The 15,924-nt window shown below is 61.3% G+C and carries 11 protein-coding genes; 2 read left to right on the forward strand and 9 right to left on the reverse strand.

Annotated elements, in window-relative coordinates:
- Positions 1-13: 13 nt before the first annotated feature.
- The 5 genes from HY696_07360 to HY696_07380 all read right to left on the reverse strand — a co-directional run bounded on the left by HY696_07360 (position 14) and on the right by HY696_07380 (position 7,819).
- On the reverse strand, positions 14-1,327 hold the full coding sequence (locus HY696_07360; GenBank protein ID MBI4238215.1) for a TPM domain-containing protein: 1,314 nt from the start codon (positions 1,325-1,327) through the stop codon (positions 14-16).
- Positions 1,328-1,440: 113 nt separating this feature from the next.
- The gene (locus HY696_07365) at positions 1,441-2,034 is read right to left on the reverse strand and encodes a LemA family protein (protein ID MBI4238216.1); all 594 of its coding nucleotides are present in this window, start codon (positions 2,032-2,034) and stop codon (positions 1,441-1,443) included.
- A 17-nt stretch (positions 2,035-2,051) separates the two neighbouring features.
- Entirely contained in the window at positions 2,052-3,200 is a 1,149-nt protein-coding gene (locus HY696_07370) for a citrate synthase/methylcitrate synthase (GenBank protein ID MBI4238217.1), read from the reverse strand.
- A gap of 119 nt (positions 3,201-3,319) precedes the next feature.
- The gene (locus tag HY696_07375) at positions 3,320-4,036 is read right to left on the reverse strand and encodes an MgtC/SapB family protein (protein MBI4238218.1); all 717 of its coding nucleotides are present in this window, start codon (positions 4,034-4,036) and stop codon (positions 3,320-3,322) included.
- Between the two features lie 69 nt (positions 4,037-4,105).
- Positions 4,106-7,819 (reverse strand): hypothetical protein, encoded by a 3,714-nt coding sequence (locus tag HY696_07380; GenBank protein MBI4238219.1) that lies wholly within the window; start codon positions 7,817-7,819, stop codon positions 4,106-4,108.
- A 273-nt stretch (positions 7,820-8,092) separates the two neighbouring features.
- Between HY696_07380 and HY696_07385 the strand changes: the two genes are divergently transcribed.
- A complete protein-coding gene (locus HY696_07385) occupies positions 8,093-10,567 on the forward strand; it encodes a sodium-translocating pyrophosphatase (GenBank protein MBI4238220.1) in 2,475 nt (824 codons plus the stop codon).
- Between the two features lie 6 nt (positions 10,568-10,573).
- Here the strand turns inward: HY696_07385 and HY696_07390 are convergent, their stop codons facing one another.
- Together HY696_07390 and HY696_07395 are read right to left on the reverse strand one after the other, a co-directional pair.
- Positions 10,574-11,356, reverse strand: a complete 783-nt coding sequence (locus tag HY696_07390; GenBank protein ID MBI4238221.1) for a hypothetical protein — start codon at positions 11,354-11,356, stop codon at positions 10,574-10,576.
- A 168-nt stretch (positions 11,357-11,524) separates the two neighbouring features.
- The gene (locus HY696_07395) at positions 11,525-12,604 is read right to left on the reverse strand and encodes an EamA family transporter (GenBank protein ID MBI4238222.1); all 1,080 of its coding nucleotides are present in this window, start codon (positions 12,602-12,604) and stop codon (positions 11,525-11,527) included.
- Positions 12,605-13,024: 420 nt separating this feature from the next.
- Between HY696_07395 and HY696_07400 the strand changes: the two genes are divergently transcribed.
- Positions 13,025-13,291, forward strand: coding sequence for a hypothetical protein (locus HY696_07400; protein ID MBI4238223.1), 267 nt, complete (start codon positions 13,025-13,027; stop codon positions 13,289-13,291).
- Between the two features lie 30 nt (positions 13,292-13,321).
- Here the strand turns inward: HY696_07400 and HY696_07405 are convergent, their stop codons facing one another.
- Together HY696_07405 and mtnA are read right to left on the reverse strand one after the other, a co-directional pair.
- Positions 13,322-14,770, reverse strand: a complete 1,449-nt coding sequence (locus tag HY696_07405; GenBank protein MBI4238224.1) for a hypothetical protein — start codon at positions 14,768-14,770, stop codon at positions 13,322-13,324.
- A gap of 98 nt (positions 14,771-14,868) precedes the next feature.
- Positions 14,869-15,921, reverse strand: coding sequence for an S-methyl-5-thioribose-1-phosphate isomerase (mtnA, locus tag HY696_07410; GenBank protein MBI4238225.1), 1,053 nt, complete (start codon positions 15,919-15,921; stop codon positions 14,869-14,871).
- Positions 15,922-15,924 lie beyond the last annotated feature (3 nt).

Below are 15,924 nucleotides of genomic sequence, written 5' to 3' on the forward strand. Positions count from 1 at the left end.
GAATTGTGACACATTACCACGACCGGCCTGCGCCGCCGCCGCCGGAGCGGCCGCCGCCAAACGAAGGACCGCTACTCGCGCCGCCACCACTGAATCCGCCGCCGCCGATTGGACCTGTGGTTCTGCTCCCGGAAGTCCGCGAGCCGAGGGCCGGGAGTGTTTCGAGATAGCGGCGCGTGTAGTGGCAGCGCGGATTCTTGCAGGTCTCGACCACTTCTTTGCGCCCCGACGCGGTCGCTGTGGCACGGTCCACGATGTGTCCCGTCTTGACGATCGTGCGCCGTCGGCATTGTGGACACGGAAGCGCTTGTGGCAGCGGGATTTCGAAGCGTTGCGTACGATTGCATGCGGCGCAGTGCCAGACTTCGTAATCCATGCCGCGGAGTTTTTCTTCCAACTGTTCGTCTGCCGAGAGAAACGCGTCGTCCGCGGATTCGCTGAGCAGCGCCATCGGCGCGCGGCATTGGGCGCATGGCAGCCGGTAGTTTGCGACCGCGCGGCGCCAACGCGCGCGCAGTTGCGCATGCAGCCAGGTGAGCAGACTGCTGATGCCGGCGGCCACGCCGAGTGCGGGGAGGAGCGTGTGGTCTGCGATGGCTGCGGCCATGACCCAGCCGGTTGATCCGAGCCAGAGCGTGGTGCCGAACCCAAGGCCGGAGCCGATCGCGTGTTCTTTGCGGCGCTTTGATTGGGTAAAGTGAATATTGGCGGCTTGACCGCCGAGGACCAGCATGGCGAAGAGGAGTGTGCCGAGCAGATAGTAGCGGTAGTACGCGTCGGCTGTTGCGGCATGTGTTGTAGGATGTGGTGATGCCGCCGTACTGCGGGCCGCGCTTGGGAGCGGCACTTGTTGGGGCCAAGTCGCCGGGTCCGGCAGTATCAGCGTGACGCCTTGCGCCTGCGCGACCGTGGTGGCGATCGCCCGCGCGGTTTCGTACATCCCGCGGCCGAATGTGCCCGCTTTGAAGTGCGGCACGGCGTGCTGGTCGAGCAGTGCGCCGGCGCGCGCGTCGGTGAATAGCGCTTCCAGTCCGTACCCGGTCTCGATCCGCACGCGGCGGTCGTCGCGCGCAAAGAGCAGCAACACACCGTTGTTGCGATCGCGTTTCCCGGGGCCCAAATGTTGGAACAGGGCGTTGCTGTACGCATCGGCCGGAAGACCGTTGAGATGGTCGACCGTGATGACGGCCAACTCTGCACTGGTCTGCCGTTCCAGTTCGATCACCATCGTGCGCGTGAGCGCGACGTATTCCGGTCCCATTACGCCGCCCAAATCCTGGACCGCGTGCGTCGCGATCGGGCCTTTCGGGACGTCGCGCACTGCCATGGCGGTCGTGAGGCGCGGGAGCGCAAGGCAAAGTGCAAAAAGCAAAATGCAAAAGGCAAAATGGGGAGGGTGCTTGAACGCTTGCGTTGCAGACGTCGCACGCTGCATATGACTCAAAATTCCACTTTCGGCGCGTTTTCGGCGCCCGTTGTGGCTTGGAAGTACGGTCGTTCCGTGAATCCGAGGATCGACGCGATGAATTTGCCCGGCACGCGGCGGACCGTTTTATTATACGTGTTCACGCCTTCGTTGAAGCGTTGTCGTTCCACGGTGATCCGATTCTCCGTGCCTTCCAGTTGGTCTTGCAGCGCGAGGAAATTTTGGTTCGCCTTCAAGTCGGGATATTTCTCTACGACGACCATTAATTTCGAGAGCGCGCTGCTCAAGCCCGCTTGCGCCTGTTCGAATTGGGCGAATGCTTGCGGATTGCTGAACGCATTTTGCAATGCCTCAGGGGCGATTTGCGTTGCTTTGGCCCGCGCCTCGATTACTTGCGTGAGCGTCTCTTTTTCGTGCGCGGCATACCCCTTCACGGTATTCACGAGATTAGGGATGAGATCGGCGCGGCGCTGATAGACGTTCAGGACCTGCCCCCAGGCCTCTTTCACGTCTTCTTCGAGTTGCATGAAGCCGTTGTAGGTGGAGGTCGTGTAGAGTACCGCGACGACCAGCAGTCCGAGCGTGATCCAAAGTGGGCGGCGTTGCATGCGGCATCTCCCAGTGGCTATTTTCGTTCAGCGTGCGGCACGAACGGGCGTTCCGCGGGTCCGATATATTTTCCCGCGGGACGGAAGATTCGGTTCTGCGGGAGGTATTCGATCAAGTGCGACACCCAGCCGGCCATTCGCGAGACGGCGAAGATCGGCGTGAACATCAGCGGATCGATACCGAGGCTGCGATAGACGATCCCGGAGAAATAATCAACGTTGGGGAAGAGCTGCTTGGCGCCAAAGACCTCCAGACATTGCCGCTCCAACTCCACTGCGGTCGCGAACGTCTTGGTGAGCGCCGGATGTTGCTTCGCCAACTGTTCCGCAATGCGCTTGAAGATGACCGCGCGCGGATCGTAGGCCTTATAGACGCGATGTCCGATGCCGGGGACCTTCAGCTTCTTCTCTTTCACTTGCGCCATATACGCGCCGACGTTTTCGACGCCGGCGATGGTGTCGAAGTTGCGCAGTGTCTGTTCGTTAGCCCCGCCATGCAGCGGGCCTTTCAGGCTGCCGACGGCCGCGGCAATGGAGGAATAGAGATCCGTTAATGAAGAACAGACCACGAGACTGGAAAAGGTCGAGGCCGGGAGTTCATGGTCGGCGTGGCAGATCAGCGAGATGTCCATGATCCGTGCGGCTTCCGGGGTCGGCCGTTGACCTTGCAACATGTAGAGGAAGTTGGCGGCGTAGGAGAGCGTCGGATCGGGAGCGACCGGTTCCCAACCGCGCGAGAGGCGCCAGATCGCTGCGGCCATGGTCCCGACTTGCGCGATCAACTTCGCCCCGATGGTGCGGAACGACGCCTCGGTGACGACGTCGGCCTCCGGATCGAAACAGCCGTAGGCCGCAATCGCGGTGCGGAGTTGAGCCATCGGGTGGGCCTGTTTCGGGAGTTCGCGCAAGATTTGTAAAATCGGCGTGGGCAGTGCGCGCGCGGCGGCGAGTTGGCGTTCGAATTGGAGCGCGTGTTCTTTCGTCGGCAGTTGACCGTAGAAGAGGAGATACGTCGTCTCTTCGAATGTGGAATTCTCAGCCAAGTCGAAGATGTTGTAACCGCGATACGTGAGCCGCCCTTGTTCGCCGTCGACCAACGAGATGGCGGTTTCAGCAACGAGGACGTCTTCCAGTCCGCGAATAATTTCTTGGGTTGCGTCGATCATGGGTGTGCTCCTTCGCTCTGGTGAAATGGTGGTGACGACTGGGGCTACGTAGTCAGGTGCAGGGGGCATTGTCAATTCTTGGCCACGCGTTTCTGATCAGCCGATGCCGCTGAGATCCGTCATGTTGACGGCGGTGTCGCGCCCGGTTCAAAGCTGGTCTGGCGGACGTCCGGGATCTTCAGCAGGTCGAAGAGCACTTCGGCATGATCGGGGTGGGTGTAACAGTAGTGCAGCTCCAAGAAGCAGATCCGGGCGCCGCTGGCCACGGTCGTACTGCGGACCTGTTGTGCGTCGAGCGGGTGGTCGTTCGCGGCGCAAACCTCCCGCAATCGCTCCCACGTCTGTGGTTGATCGCGAAACGAGAGCCGCGTCGTGACCATCCGGCAGCGGCCGAGCGCGTGATGTTCCAGCAGCCGTACGCCTTCCAACAGGCCGACGACCAGCACTGTGACGATCAGCCCCAGCAATGGGAATCCGAGTCCGATCAATACGCCGATCGCTGCGACCACCCACATGGTCGCTGCGCTGGTGAGGCCTTGAATGCGGCCGCGCGATTGGATGATCGAGCCCGCGCCGATGAAGCCCATCCCGACGACCACTTGCCCCGCCAGCCGCGACGGGTCCATATGGGCCGTACCGTCGCGCAGCGCAATCAGCTCGGCGGCCAGCACATACAGCGCCGCGCCGAGGCAGATCATTACGTTGGTGCGCATCCCCGCGGCCTTGCGACGGAGCTGTCGTTCGATGCCAATAATGGCACCGCACAATACTGCGACGGCGATCTTTGTGATCCAGCCGATCGGCAATGAACGAAGGAACTCCAACTCATGTTGCATGCCACCCGCGTTACACCGCCTCAAACCCTTTGACAAGGTCATGCGTTGCGGATCGTTTGTCCGAGCCGATCACAGGCGGAGCGAACATCCGCCTCCGCTGCTTTCCGCAGGCGCTACGGCTTCCGGTACAGGCTGGAGTGCCGTCGGGGCCTGTCCTTCATTGGCGGGCAGCGGTGCCGCGCCGCCGGTTTCGCCACTGGTGCCGTTCGTGACGGCGTCGCCGGTATTATTCCCCGCGCCCTCCGCGCCGACGGTGTCGCCGCTCGTGCCACTCCCCGTCGTGTTGTTTGTCGTGTTCCCAGTGCCTGTGCCAGCGCCGGTTCCGGTTGTGGCACCGGTGCTGCCGAGACTATTGCCGCTACTCGCTCCCGTCGTGCCGCCGGTGTTGCCGCCGACCTGTTCTCCTCCGCCGCTACTGGTACTGCCACTTGGAGTACCGCCGGTGCTGCTGCCTGTGCCTTCGGTGCCGCCACTCGTGCCGCTCGAACTGCTGCCCGTCGTGCCTCCCGAACTGCTCCCTGTGTCGCCGCTTGAACTTCCGCCACTACTACCGACCGGCGGAGTGACCGGCGGTGCCGTGCAGGGCTCGCTGGCGTCCGTTATGCCGTTACAATTGTCGTCGACGGTATCGCAGGTCTCGGCCGCGCCGGGATACTTCGCCTTGTTCCCGTCGTCGCAGTCGTTCGCGCTTGCGCTGAACCCCGACGGCTGCGCGCAGGCCTGCATGCTTTGAGCGGTCGTGCCGTATCCGTCGCCGTCGCTGTCTTGATACCACGACGTGCCGGCCAATCCGGCATCATCGACGACGCCATTGCAGTCGTCGTCGAGCTGGTTGCAGCTCTCCATCTTTCCGGGATGGATCAAGCTCTGTTGGTCGTTGCAATCCCCGCCGGTCGTGACATGTCCGGCCGGTGTCACACACGCGGACTTGACCGACGCCGTCGCGCCCCAGCCGTCGTTATCCGTATCGAGGTACCAGTCTTTCGGCTCGTCCGGTTTGCCGTCGCAGTCGTTGTCGATGGCGTCACCGCAGAGCTCGGCGGCGCCGGGATAAACGGTGTTTTTCCCGTCGTCGCAGTCGGTATGGTCGTTGACCATGGTCTGATTTGTCGGCGCGCAGACCGCACTGACCGGATTCGCGCTCTTGCTGTTGCCAAAACCGTCGCCGTCTTGGTCGGGCCACCACGATTGGGTCTTGGCGCCGTCGCTGTCGCCGCCCTTACAGTTCTCATCCACACCGTTGCAGGCGATTTCCGATTGGCCGGGATTGATCGTTGCGGCTGCGTCGTTGCAGTCAGTGAGACCCTTCAGGCCGAACGCGGCGACGTAGAATTCGCGCAGCGGCAGTGCTGCGGGGAGCTGGTCGAGCGAGCAGGCCTTCTGTTCGCTGCCAGGCTTGCCGTATCCGTCGTGGTCTTGATCCAACGCATACGTGTTGTGCAGCGCGATCGTCTCGTCGAACTGTCCGTTGCAGTTGTTGTCCTTTCCGTCACAGACATCGACGCTGAGGTCCGGCCGCACGGTAATGTCGGCGTCATTGCAGTCCCCGCCGACTTGGACGAGTTTCGAGCCGAGCGGGAGCCCGTAGAGGGCCCAGACCAACGGCAGTTGGGCGCCGGTGGGCAACGTGCACACCACTATCGGGTTTTCACTGGTTCCACCGAATTGGTCTCCGTCCACATCGGGATACAATTGCCACTTCGGCCCCCCGGCGTCTTCGTCGACGATCTGATCGCAGTCGTCGTCGATGAAATTGCAGCCATCAAGGTTGTTAGGCCAGATCGCGGGATTATCGTCGTTACAATCGCCGTCGCTGACGGAGATGCCGTCGCCGTCATAGTCGAGTTTTGGATCGCAGCCCGTGATCGGCGCGTGGGCGCAGCCGGTCAGCGCATCGCAACTATCGGTGGTGCAGGGATCGGTGTCGTCGCAGTTGACCGCGGATGTGACACATCCCGCCGCGCCCATACACACACTGTCCGTGCAAGCCGACGCATCGGTGCAGGGGACAAGGTCAGCGGCTTCGTCGACCGAGTCGTCGCAGTCGTTGTCTTTCCCGTCGCAGATTTCGGCGGCATTGGGGTGAACCGTGGCGTCTGCATCATCGCATTCGTCGAGTTGCGCCGTGAACTGTTTGCCATTCCACTGTCCCGGTATCGGACCAGGGCTGCTACAGGTGCCGATGAGCAGCTCGGAGCCGATCGCCCCGATCGCGTAGCCGTCGCCGTCGCCGTCGCTCCACCAGTCCTTTTCGTCGGTCGTGCCGTTGCAGTCGTTATCTTTCCCGTCGCCTTGACCGGTCGGACCACAGCTCTCTGCCAGATTCGGACTGACGGTGGAGTCGAAGTCGTTACAATCGCCCTCGCTGGCTTTGACGCCGTCCCCATCGTGATCCTGCGCGGTCACCAACGGATTGCTGTCGTCCGGATCGCCTTGGGCCTCTGCGGCCCCGTCCCCGTCGTTGTCGTGGCCGATGTCGCCGACGCAACTAGGACACGACACGAATTCCATCGCGCCGACGTCGTACTTGACGTTATAGGGTCTGCCGAAGACGCCGGTGTGACGCTGATCGTACAGAAGGACTTCCCCTTCCAGGTCGGAGCTGCTTTCTAAGCGGTCGATGGCCAGGTTGCCCGGTAACAGGAGATGCCCCTGCGTGAGTTGGCCGTTCAGCCCCAACGGCGCGAGCGGCAGTTGCGCCAACGGCAGAAACGTGTTTTGGGTGCTGGCGGTGCATCCCGCGTTGGACGCCCCTCCGATCACGTTGTTCATGGAACTCTTGAGATCGCCAAAGCATTCTTTGCCGCCGCCGTTATGGGCGATCAAGCTGTTGTAGATCACTGGGCCGCTCCCGGACACCGCATACACGCCGCTTCCCCGAGACGCGGCGGTATTGTACGCGATCGTGGCGTGTTGGATGAGGTTACTGTTGATCGGCAGATTGATGTGCAAACCGCCGCCGTGTGTGGTCGCATGATTCGTGGAGATGGTGCTGTTGAGGAGGAAGAATTTTCCCGTACCGGACGCATGGATTCCACCGCCGCTGCCGGCCGTATTTTCCGTCAGGCTGCTGTACATGACTTGCAGGAGCTGGCCATTATAATGGATGCCGCCGCCGGTACCGCTACTGCTGGCAGCCACATTGTGGTGCAATTCGGTGCCGACGAGCGTCAAAGACCCGACCACTGCGGCCCCGCCGCCGTTTAACGCCGCCTGATTCGAGAAGACTTTGCTGTTATTCAGCGTGAGTGTCGCCCCCGACGCGACAAAAATGCCGCCGCCGTTGTGGGTCGCCGTATTGAAATAAATCTCTCCGACGAAGTTGACGGTTCCCGATGCGACCCGCAACCCGCCGCCCTCTGCGGCGTTGCCGCCGATGAGTTTCAGTCCGACGATCGACACCGGTTTCTCCGGCGGATTGTTCACGACGAGCAAGCTGAACAGCGTGGTTGCGAGATTCCACGGGCCTTGCAGGACCGCGGGTCCTTGGATGCTGAGGGCAGAGCCGATGAGTTGGTTGATGATCGGCAGTGGTTTGGTTACTTGGTAAGTGCCGGATAGCTGGATCGTCGTAGTGGGCGATTCTATCTCTGTCATCGGGCAATTGGTGACCACGCCCGCTTCTCCGTTCACGAAACGGATGGCATTGGTGAGCGAACACTGACTATCCGTCGCCGTGTCGCCGGTCAGCCCGGGTGGGACGGTAATGGTTATCGCCGCGGCCGGTGTCGAGACGCCACCAAGAGCCAGGCACCAACCGCAGAGCATCAGGAATCTGCGCATGAAAGGATCCTTTCTCAAACAGGAGACGCCAGCCCCCATTGGCATACTGGGTGATAGCGTAACACAGCACCCCCTCCCTGGGTAAATGGAAAACTGATCGGAGGGGCCGATTTCCGTGTGTGAAGGCAAGTGCGCGGGTTGGTCTTTCGGATTCCACCAAGCGCCTCAAACCCTTTGACAAGGTCCCGCGATTTCAGTAACAGCGCTCCAATTTCTCGCGGGGGGAGGGGTGTCTCTGCCCCCGGCATCACTACTCATAAGGAGAGGTACATAATGAAGAGAGCGACCTGGACGACCGTGTTGAGTTGGGCCGTCGTGGCGCTGGTCGGCATGCTGCTGACCGGTCAGGCCGTTGCGAGCGAGGCGGAGCTGAATCTCCCACCGCTCACGACCGTGTACAACCTGTTTGGGCTGACCGTGGCGGGAACCACGCTGCTGAAATGGGGCATGGTGGTTTGCGGGCTCGGGATGGTTTTCGGCGTGATCGAGTTCAACAAGATCAAACGGCTCCCCGCGCATCAATCGATGCTCGAGGTCTCGGACCTGATCTACCAGACCTGCAAGACGTATCTCTTCCAACAAGGGAAATTGCTCATCCTGCTCGAACTCTTCATCGGGGCCTGCATTGTCTATTACTTCGCCGCGCTGCAGCACACGCCGCTGCCGCAAGTCGCCACCATTCTGCTCTGGTCGGTGTTGGGCATCCTCGGCTCGTTCGGCGTCGCCTGGTTCGGCATCCGGATCAACACGTTGGCCAATAGCCGCACCGCGTTCGCGTCGCTCCAAGGGAAGCCGTATCCGGTCATGGACATCCCGCTCCGTTCCGGGATGTCGATCGGCGTGTTGCTCATCTGCGTTGAACTCCTGATGATGATCTTCATCTTGTTGTTCGTCGATCCGCTGAATGCCGGTGCGTGTTTTGTCGGCTTCGCGATCGGCGAATCGCTCGGTGCCTCCGCGTTGCGCGTCTGCGGCGGCATTTTCACCAAGATCGCCGACATCGGTGCCGACCTGATGAAAATTTTCTTCAACATTAAAGAAGACGACGCCCGCAATCCCGGCGTGATCGCGGACTGCACCGGCGACAATGCCGGCGACTCGGTCGGCCCGACCGCCGACGGGTTCGAGACCTACGGTGTGACCGGTGTCGCGCTGATCAGCTTCATCGCGCTCGCAGTCGGCATGATGATGGGCCCGAACGGCCAACTGACGGCCATGGACGGCGGTCCTGCCGTGCAAGCGAAACTGATCATCTGGATCTTCGCGATGCGCGTACTCATGATCGCCACCTCGATCGGGTCCTATTGGGTGAATGGCCTGATGTCGCGCGCGCGTTACGGCAATGCGAAGCAATTTAACTTCGAAGCCCCGCTCACGTCGCTGGTCTGGATCACGTCGCTGATCTCGATCGGCGTCACTTATGGCGTGAGTGCGCTCCTGATCGGCGATATGGGCGCCGGCCTCTGGTGGAAACTCTCCACGATCATCAGCTGCGGCACCATTGCTGCCGCGCTGATCCCGGAATTCACCAAGGTCTTCACCTCGGCCAAATCGAAACACGTCGCCGAGATCGTGCGCGCGTCGCGCGAAGGCGGCGCCTCGCTGACCATCCTCTCCGGCTTAGTGGCCGGTAATTTCAGCGCCTTCTGGAAAGGGATGGTCTTGGTCGGCCTCATGTTCGTGGCCTACCTCACCAGCCAGTTAGGCTTGGAACATTTCATGGTCTATCCGGCGGTGTTTGCATTCGGCTTGGTCGCGTTCGGCTTCCTCGGCATGGGACCAGTCACGATCGCGGTCGACAGCTACGGCCCGGTGACTGACAACGCCCAATCGGTGTTCGAACTCTCGCAAATCGAGTCCATTCCGAACGCGAGCCAAGTGATCGAACAGGAATTCGGCTTCAAACCCGACTTCAAACTCGGCAAGCATTTCTTGGAAGAAAACGATTCGGCAGGGAACACGTTCAAGGCCACGGCCAAGCCGGTGCTGATCGGAACCGCGGTCATCGGCGCTACGACGATGATCTTCGCGATCATCCTGAAGCTCAAACTGCGGCTCGACCTGCTCGATCCGCGCGTGTTGCTCGGCATGGTCACCGGCGGGTCCGTCATTTATTGGTTCTCCGGCGCGTCGATCCAAGCGGTCACCACCGGCGCACACCGCGCGGTGGAATTTATCAAGCGAAACATTCGGCTCGAGGGTGTCACGAAGGCCTCGGTGAAAGACTCGAAAGAAGTCGTGAAGATCTGCACCCAATACGCACAAAGCGGCATGATCAACATCTTCGGCGTGATCTTTTCCTTCACGTTGGCATTCGCCTGTTTCGATCCGACCTTCTTCGCCAGCTACCTGATCTCGATCGCCGTCTTCGGCCTGTTCCAAGCCATGTTCATGGCCAATGCCGGCGGGGCGTGGGACAACGCCAAAAAAGTGGTCGAAGTCGATCTGAAAGAAAAGGGGACACCGCTCCATTCCGCGACTGTCGTCGGCGATACCGTCGGCGATCCGTACAAAGACACCTCGTCGGTGGCGTTGAACCCGATCATCAAGTTCACGACGCTGTTCGGCCTGCTCGCCGTCGAGATCGCTGTCTCTGCGAAGACCACGGCGCTCTACATCGGCGTGGTCCTGTTCGTCGTGGGCCTCTTCTTCGTCGGCCGCTCTTTCTACGGGATGCGGATCGGCGGTACCGACACCAACGCCCAAGATCACAGCGAACCGCAACGCCAAGTCCACACTGGGACGTAATTGGTGTTACAAACACACCACGATGAGTGCCTTTCCGGATGTGAAGAGGAACGCCGGCGTGTCGGTGGTGCCGCGGATGGTGCAGTGGATCTCTTTGCCGCCCGATTTCAATACCGCGTTGCCGCTGATGGCGCCGGTGGCGGTCCACTCTTCGGTGGTCCCGCTGATCTCTGACTCGAACGCGAGGGCGAAACTGACTGCGGCCCCGACGCCCTGACTGAGCGAAAATGTGCCGCTCAGTTGTTGCTCGATCGCCAATGTGTTGTTGCCGGAGAATCCCTCCTTGGCGCAAAAGGCCGCGCGACCTTGGCTGGCCGTCACCGTCCCGGTCAGTCGGGAAGATCCACTCAGCGCGCTTAACTTCCCCGCAATCGTGCCGGTCTGCGTCTGCAATGCAATCGTGATGTCGTCTTCTTCGCGCATCCCATCCGCCTCGACGGCCGACAGCGTGGAATATCCCGAGACACTGACGACCTTGCCATCTGGCTCGAACGTGACGGTCAGACTCCCCGTATTGCAGAACTCCTGCCGCCGGGTCTCCGCGGCCGCATCGCCATCGATCGCGATTTCGTTGTCGTACGTTTCGTCGTAACTCTCCATCACCGCCGTTGCGGCATCGGCCACGACCGCTTCGGCGGACTCGCCATCGCTCAGATCGAGACTCGGCCCGACGCCTTCTTGCACCTCGGCCACGCTCGGCTCCGTCGCGTTGTCCCCGTCTCCGCACGCCGCGAGCGCGCCGACGCCGCAGCAGATCACCAACACTCCCATACCGATACGCATGCGCATATTTGCCCCTTTCGCGAGTACATCCTATATCGGCACCAGGCCCAGAAAGTTGCCTGAGTCGGCCTGACTTCCTTAGCTGCCCCTCGCCCCGACGGGGGAGGGGCCCCCGCCCATTGGCCGGCGGGCAGGCGCCGTAGGCGGGGGGAGAGGGTCCCCACTGCGATGCACTTAGGCCGCTGTGCGATGGGGGTGGCCGGTCTGGCGCCGGGGGCGGTGGTGATACGCCTGGGGACACCAACGGAATCGGGCGCGTCGCCGGGGAAGGAGCGCATAGACGGGTGGGGGGAGCCACTGCGCGATGGGGTATGAATCCGCGGCGTACGAGCGCTCAACGAGTGCTGCGGCATGCATGGGGATCCAGCGGCTCGGCACTGTCCCGCCCCGCACTCGATGTGCGGCAAAGGCGGGGTCGAGGCGAAACAGCAGGCCGACGGCTCCGAGGATCAGTGTGCCACCGGTCAGCAGTTGCGGCGTGAGCGGCTCACCGAGCAGTCCCACGGCCAACAAGCTGCCGCAGACCGGTTGCAGGAACCACGCGATCGCGATGCTCGAGACTCGCAGTTGCCGCAGCGCGCGCAACCAAAGATACGTTCCGAACGCGGAACATCCGAGGCCGAGGTAGCCGAGCGCCGTCCATCCCTGCCACGAGAGTCCATGGATGTATGCCCATGTGGTCGTGGATTGGAACGGGAGCAGGTACAACGCGGCACAGCCCAGGCACGCGGCGAGCACTTGGGTTGGGGCATAGCGCGCGACGACCGGTTTCAGCAGGACGGCGAGCGTCGCCTCGCAGATCACGGCGATCAAATAGAGACAATTGCCCGCGAGCAACGCACTGTTGCCGCCGCCCGAGAGCGTGAGAAATCCGAGTACGGCCATCCCGAGGGCCATGGCTTGTAACGGACGAATCCCTTCGCGCAAGAAACACGCGGCAAAGACGATCATGGTGATCGGTTCCATCGCGACGATCAGCGCGCCGACGCTGGCCGCAGAGCGTCGCAATGACTCCGCTTGCAGCAGCGAAGCGATCGTGAACGCGAGTGCTGTGGCTAAGGCAATGCGGCCCCACACGGCCCACGGCATCGGTTGGAACCCTCGGCGCCATACGAAGGGGAGGATGACGAGTGCGGCCAACGTATGGCGCATCCACACGAAGGTCAGCGGTGGCAGTGTGTCTGCGGCCACGGCGGTACAAGTCGGCGTGGCGGCGTAGAGGAGATTGAGCAGTAAGAGTAGAGCAATGCTCATGGCAGTCCCCGGCGATTGTTGTGGATGAGCCGGCCAATAGGCCTGTGGACAACTGTTGGCAAATTGATTTTTCTTCGTTGCGGGATGGTTCGATTTTTCAGCGCATATCGTCTCGCCTTTCAATCACTACTTGATGCCCATCGTGCGGAGTGGTCCACAGCGAGGCAGTTTTCCACAATCTCATCCACAGTGTCGGATGAGTCTGGGCAATGGCGTGCGGGCCCGCGCGGATGCCGGGTACCGCACCACCCAAAACGGGTGAGAAATGATCCCTATCAGCTGGGATTTTTTTTAATTCTGAGAATGTGACGTTGCTCGGGATTTGAAACAAAACATAGTCATCATGCGGAGATAAAAAAATGTCTCTCCCGGCCTGTCCCGTGGCACATCGCTTGCTCTTTTTTGCTGCTGGGAGGGTCGATGGACCCGATGTGGAACCAGCAGCAATGCGTGGCGTTGATCCTGGAGCGGGCGGTCCAACTCAGCCAGGGCGACTTGCAAGGCGGTCACCCCGCCGTCCTCAGTTGCGGCGGAATCTTCGTGCCGCGCCCCAGACCGATGAGCATCTCCGATCCCCTCTACCACATCCTCTACACCCCAAACGACCAACAACCCGCCAAGGTTGTCAGCGCGTTGATCACCAAAAATCTGCTCGATGAGATCCTGAACAAAGATCGCGTGAATTAACGGCAGTGCGTACGTTTCGGACGATCGCTCTTACTTCTGCGGTTTCTTGAGGGCGGTGTGCAGCAGCTCCGGAGTCCCGGCCCGGCGGGCGAGCGCGAGCGATGGCGCATCGTGCAGCGGCACGACATAGGCAGTCTTATAGAAACAGGCCCCCCGTTCTGTATAGATAAAGTGATCGAGGTAGCAGTGCCCGTACGGACCCGGCAGCGTGTGGATATGCGGGCGGGCGGGGAGATGTTGAATACGCGAGGCATCCCACGCAACCGATGGATCGCCCTCCACGATGGCCAATTGCGGTTTGACCGCCGCCGTGGCTTGGGCATTGGCCTTATCCACCAGGAGTTCGTACAGGAGCAATTCCCCCGAGGCTCCCGTAAACGGATCATGGAGCACGACGACATCCGCCTTCGCGAAGTCCTCGGCCCGATAGTACTTCTTCCCACTGCGCTGGAACGCAAAGCGGATCGTGATCGGGTGTCCGCGATACGTCACGACGATGCCCCGTTCCCACCCCTCTTCTCCGGTAAAGCGCTGGAGCGGCAAGACGTCGACTTTTTCGAAGAGCGGCTGCCCATCGATCTCGAGTTGAGTGCCAACCTGGAGGTTCCTGACTAGATGGAAAAATGCAAACGGGTCGATCTCTGTCTCGGTGATCCGGACGGTATCGACCTTTCCTTGCTCCACCAGCCGCATCGCGGTGACGAGCGGCGCGATATGACTTCCGGAGGCCGGATAGAGCATTTCCAGGTTCCGGGCCTGAATCGCCGCTGGCAATTGCTGTGCCACGATATCGGCGAGGGCATAAAACGCTTGGACGCTGCGCAGATCGTCCACCTGACGGAGCGGCAGCGCGTCCAACAGCTGGTCGAACGGATGCGGTATGCGATCACGCATGTAATATTGGGTATACTCGGCGCGTCGGGTCTCCCAGTAGTTGGTCAGATACATCTTGGCATCGACAGCGCGCACTTGTTGGGCCGGCAGCGACTCGGCATAGAATGATGGGAAGGCCTTGGGGCGCTGCCGTGCTGCTGCGGCATAGCTCGTTTCTGCAGAGGGCATAAATCGTTGGGCGACAAACAAGGCCTCCGTGCCGGGATCGACGCGAGCCGGGTCGCCGCCTCTTTCCGTTGCATCTCGTTTCCAGAAGCGGAAATGTTCGCGTAGTGCGTTCCCTAATTTCCATTTGAGATTCTTGTCGAGGGCCTGCGGATTGTCTGCGGCAAACCACGCCGTGAGGTCGCGTATCGTCATCCCCTCGAAGCGGCTCACCCGCGAGGGGTCGGCGGCGCGGTCCGGCGGCGGGGGGGCATCCTTATCCTCCTGGCGCCAGGCCTTTCGGGCCTCTTGTCGCCGCACCCCGATGTCATCTTGGGATTCACGAAAATATTCGGTCGGGCTCAACGCGGTAGCGTCGCGCACTTGCCGCGTCTGGTGTTCAGCGGTGTCTGGAGGGCGGGTAGAAATCGGAGGAGCCATGTCGCTTCATCGGCAGCGCGCAGAAAAAGTTGCGTACTTTTTTCAGCGGGCGTGTGTCCGGCGACGCGCATCCGAAGACGTACGCACTTGCGCACGTCTCATCCACTCCAACTCGAGACGCTGCGCAGCGAATCGGGGTAGGGGGCGCGGGCTAGGCCGCGTTCGGTGATGATTGCGGAGATCAGGCTGGCCGGTGTGATGTCGAATGCGGGGTTGTAGATGCCGACTTGTGCCGGTGTGATTTGGGTATGCCCGATGTGCGTAACTTCGCGCGGATCGCGCTCTTCGATTGGGATATGCGCCCCGTCCGTGGTATTCAGGTCGATCGTGGAACACGGCGCCGCGACATAGAACGGGATGTGATGATACTGCGCACAAACCGCCACACTGTAGGTGCCGATCTTGTTCGCGACGTCGCCGTTCGCCGCGACGCGATCTGCGCCGACGATGACTTTATCGATCCGGCCCTGTTGCATCAGGAATCCCGCCGTACTGTCGGTGATCACGGTAATTTGCATCCCGTATTTCTGTAACTCCCAGGCCGTGAGTCGCGAGCCTTGCAAGAACGGACGCGTTTCGTCGACGTAGACATGAATGCGCTTGCCTTCTTCCTGCGCGCGATACAGCACCGCGAGCGCCGTACCGAATCCGGCCGTGGCCAGCGCGCCCGCGTTGCAGTGGGTCAGGATGGTGTCGCCGTTTTTCAGCAACGTGTCGCCGTGCCGCCCGATCGCGAGCGAGGTCTCGAGGTCTTCCTGATAAATCCGCAGCGCTTCGTCTTTCATTGCGGCGACAATTGCGGGCAGACCGTTGTTGCGCATGCCCTGCGAGACGCGAAGCATGCGTTCAATTGCCCAACGGAGATTGATGGCCGTCGGCCGCGTGCCGAGCAACGTTTCCGCCACGCGATGCAGTTTGTCTTCAAACGCGGCGTAGGTGCTGACGCCGATCCCCATCGCGCCGAGCGTCATCCCGAACGCTGCGGCCACGCCGATCGCCGGAGCGCCGCGCACCACGAGGTCGCGAATCGCATCGGCGACGCCTTTGTAATCGCCGCAGCTGAGATAAACTTCTTGCAGCGGGAGTTTGCGTTGGTCGAGCAACAGGACTTTGTCGCCTTGCCATTCGATCGGTTTGATTAACGGAATCATCGC

This window comes from Deltaproteobacteria bacterium (assembly GCA_016210045.1).
Lineage (GTDB): Bacteria > UBA10199 > UBA10199.

Coding starts and splice junctions, on each gene's coding strand:
- HY696_07375 (MBI4238218.1), bottom strand. CDS start 4,036: ATGCAACATGAGTTGGAGTTCCTTCGTTCATTGCCGATCGGCTGGATC.
- HY696_07370 (MBI4238217.1), bottom strand. CDS start 3,200: ATGATCGACGCAACCCAAGAAATTATTCGCGGACTGGAAGACGTCCTC.
- mtnA (MBI4238225.1), bottom strand. CDS start 15,921: ATGATTCCGTTAATCAAACCGATCGAATGGCAAGGCGACAAAGTCCTG.
- HY696_07380 (MBI4238219.1), bottom strand. CDS start 7,819: ATGCGCAGATTCCTGATGCTCTGCGGTTGGTGCCTGGCTCTTGGTGGC.
- HY696_07385 (MBI4238220.1), top strand. CDS start 8,093: ATGAAGAGAGCGACCTGGACGACCGTGTTGAGTTGGGCCGTCGTGGCG.
- HY696_07400 (MBI4238223.1), top strand. CDS start 13,025: ATGGACCCGATGTGGAACCAGCAGCAATGCGTGGCGTTGATCCTGGAG.
- HY696_07395 (MBI4238222.1), bottom strand. CDS start 12,604: ATGAGCATTGCTCTACTCTTACTGCTCAATCTCCTCTACGCCGCCACG.
- HY696_07360 (MBI4238215.1), bottom strand. CDS start 1,327: ATGGCAGTGCGCGACGTCCCGAAAGGCCCGATCGCGACGCACGCGGTC.
- HY696_07405 (MBI4238224.1), bottom strand. CDS start 14,770: ATGGCTCCTCCGATTTCTACCCGCCCTCCAGACACCGCTGAACACCAG.
- HY696_07365 (MBI4238216.1), bottom strand. CDS start 2,034: ATGCAACGCCGCCCACTTTGGATCACGCTCGGACTGCTGGTCGTCGCG.
- HY696_07390 (MBI4238221.1), bottom strand. CDS start 11,356: ATGCGCATGCGTATCGGTATGGGAGTGTTGGTGATCTGCTGCGGCGTC.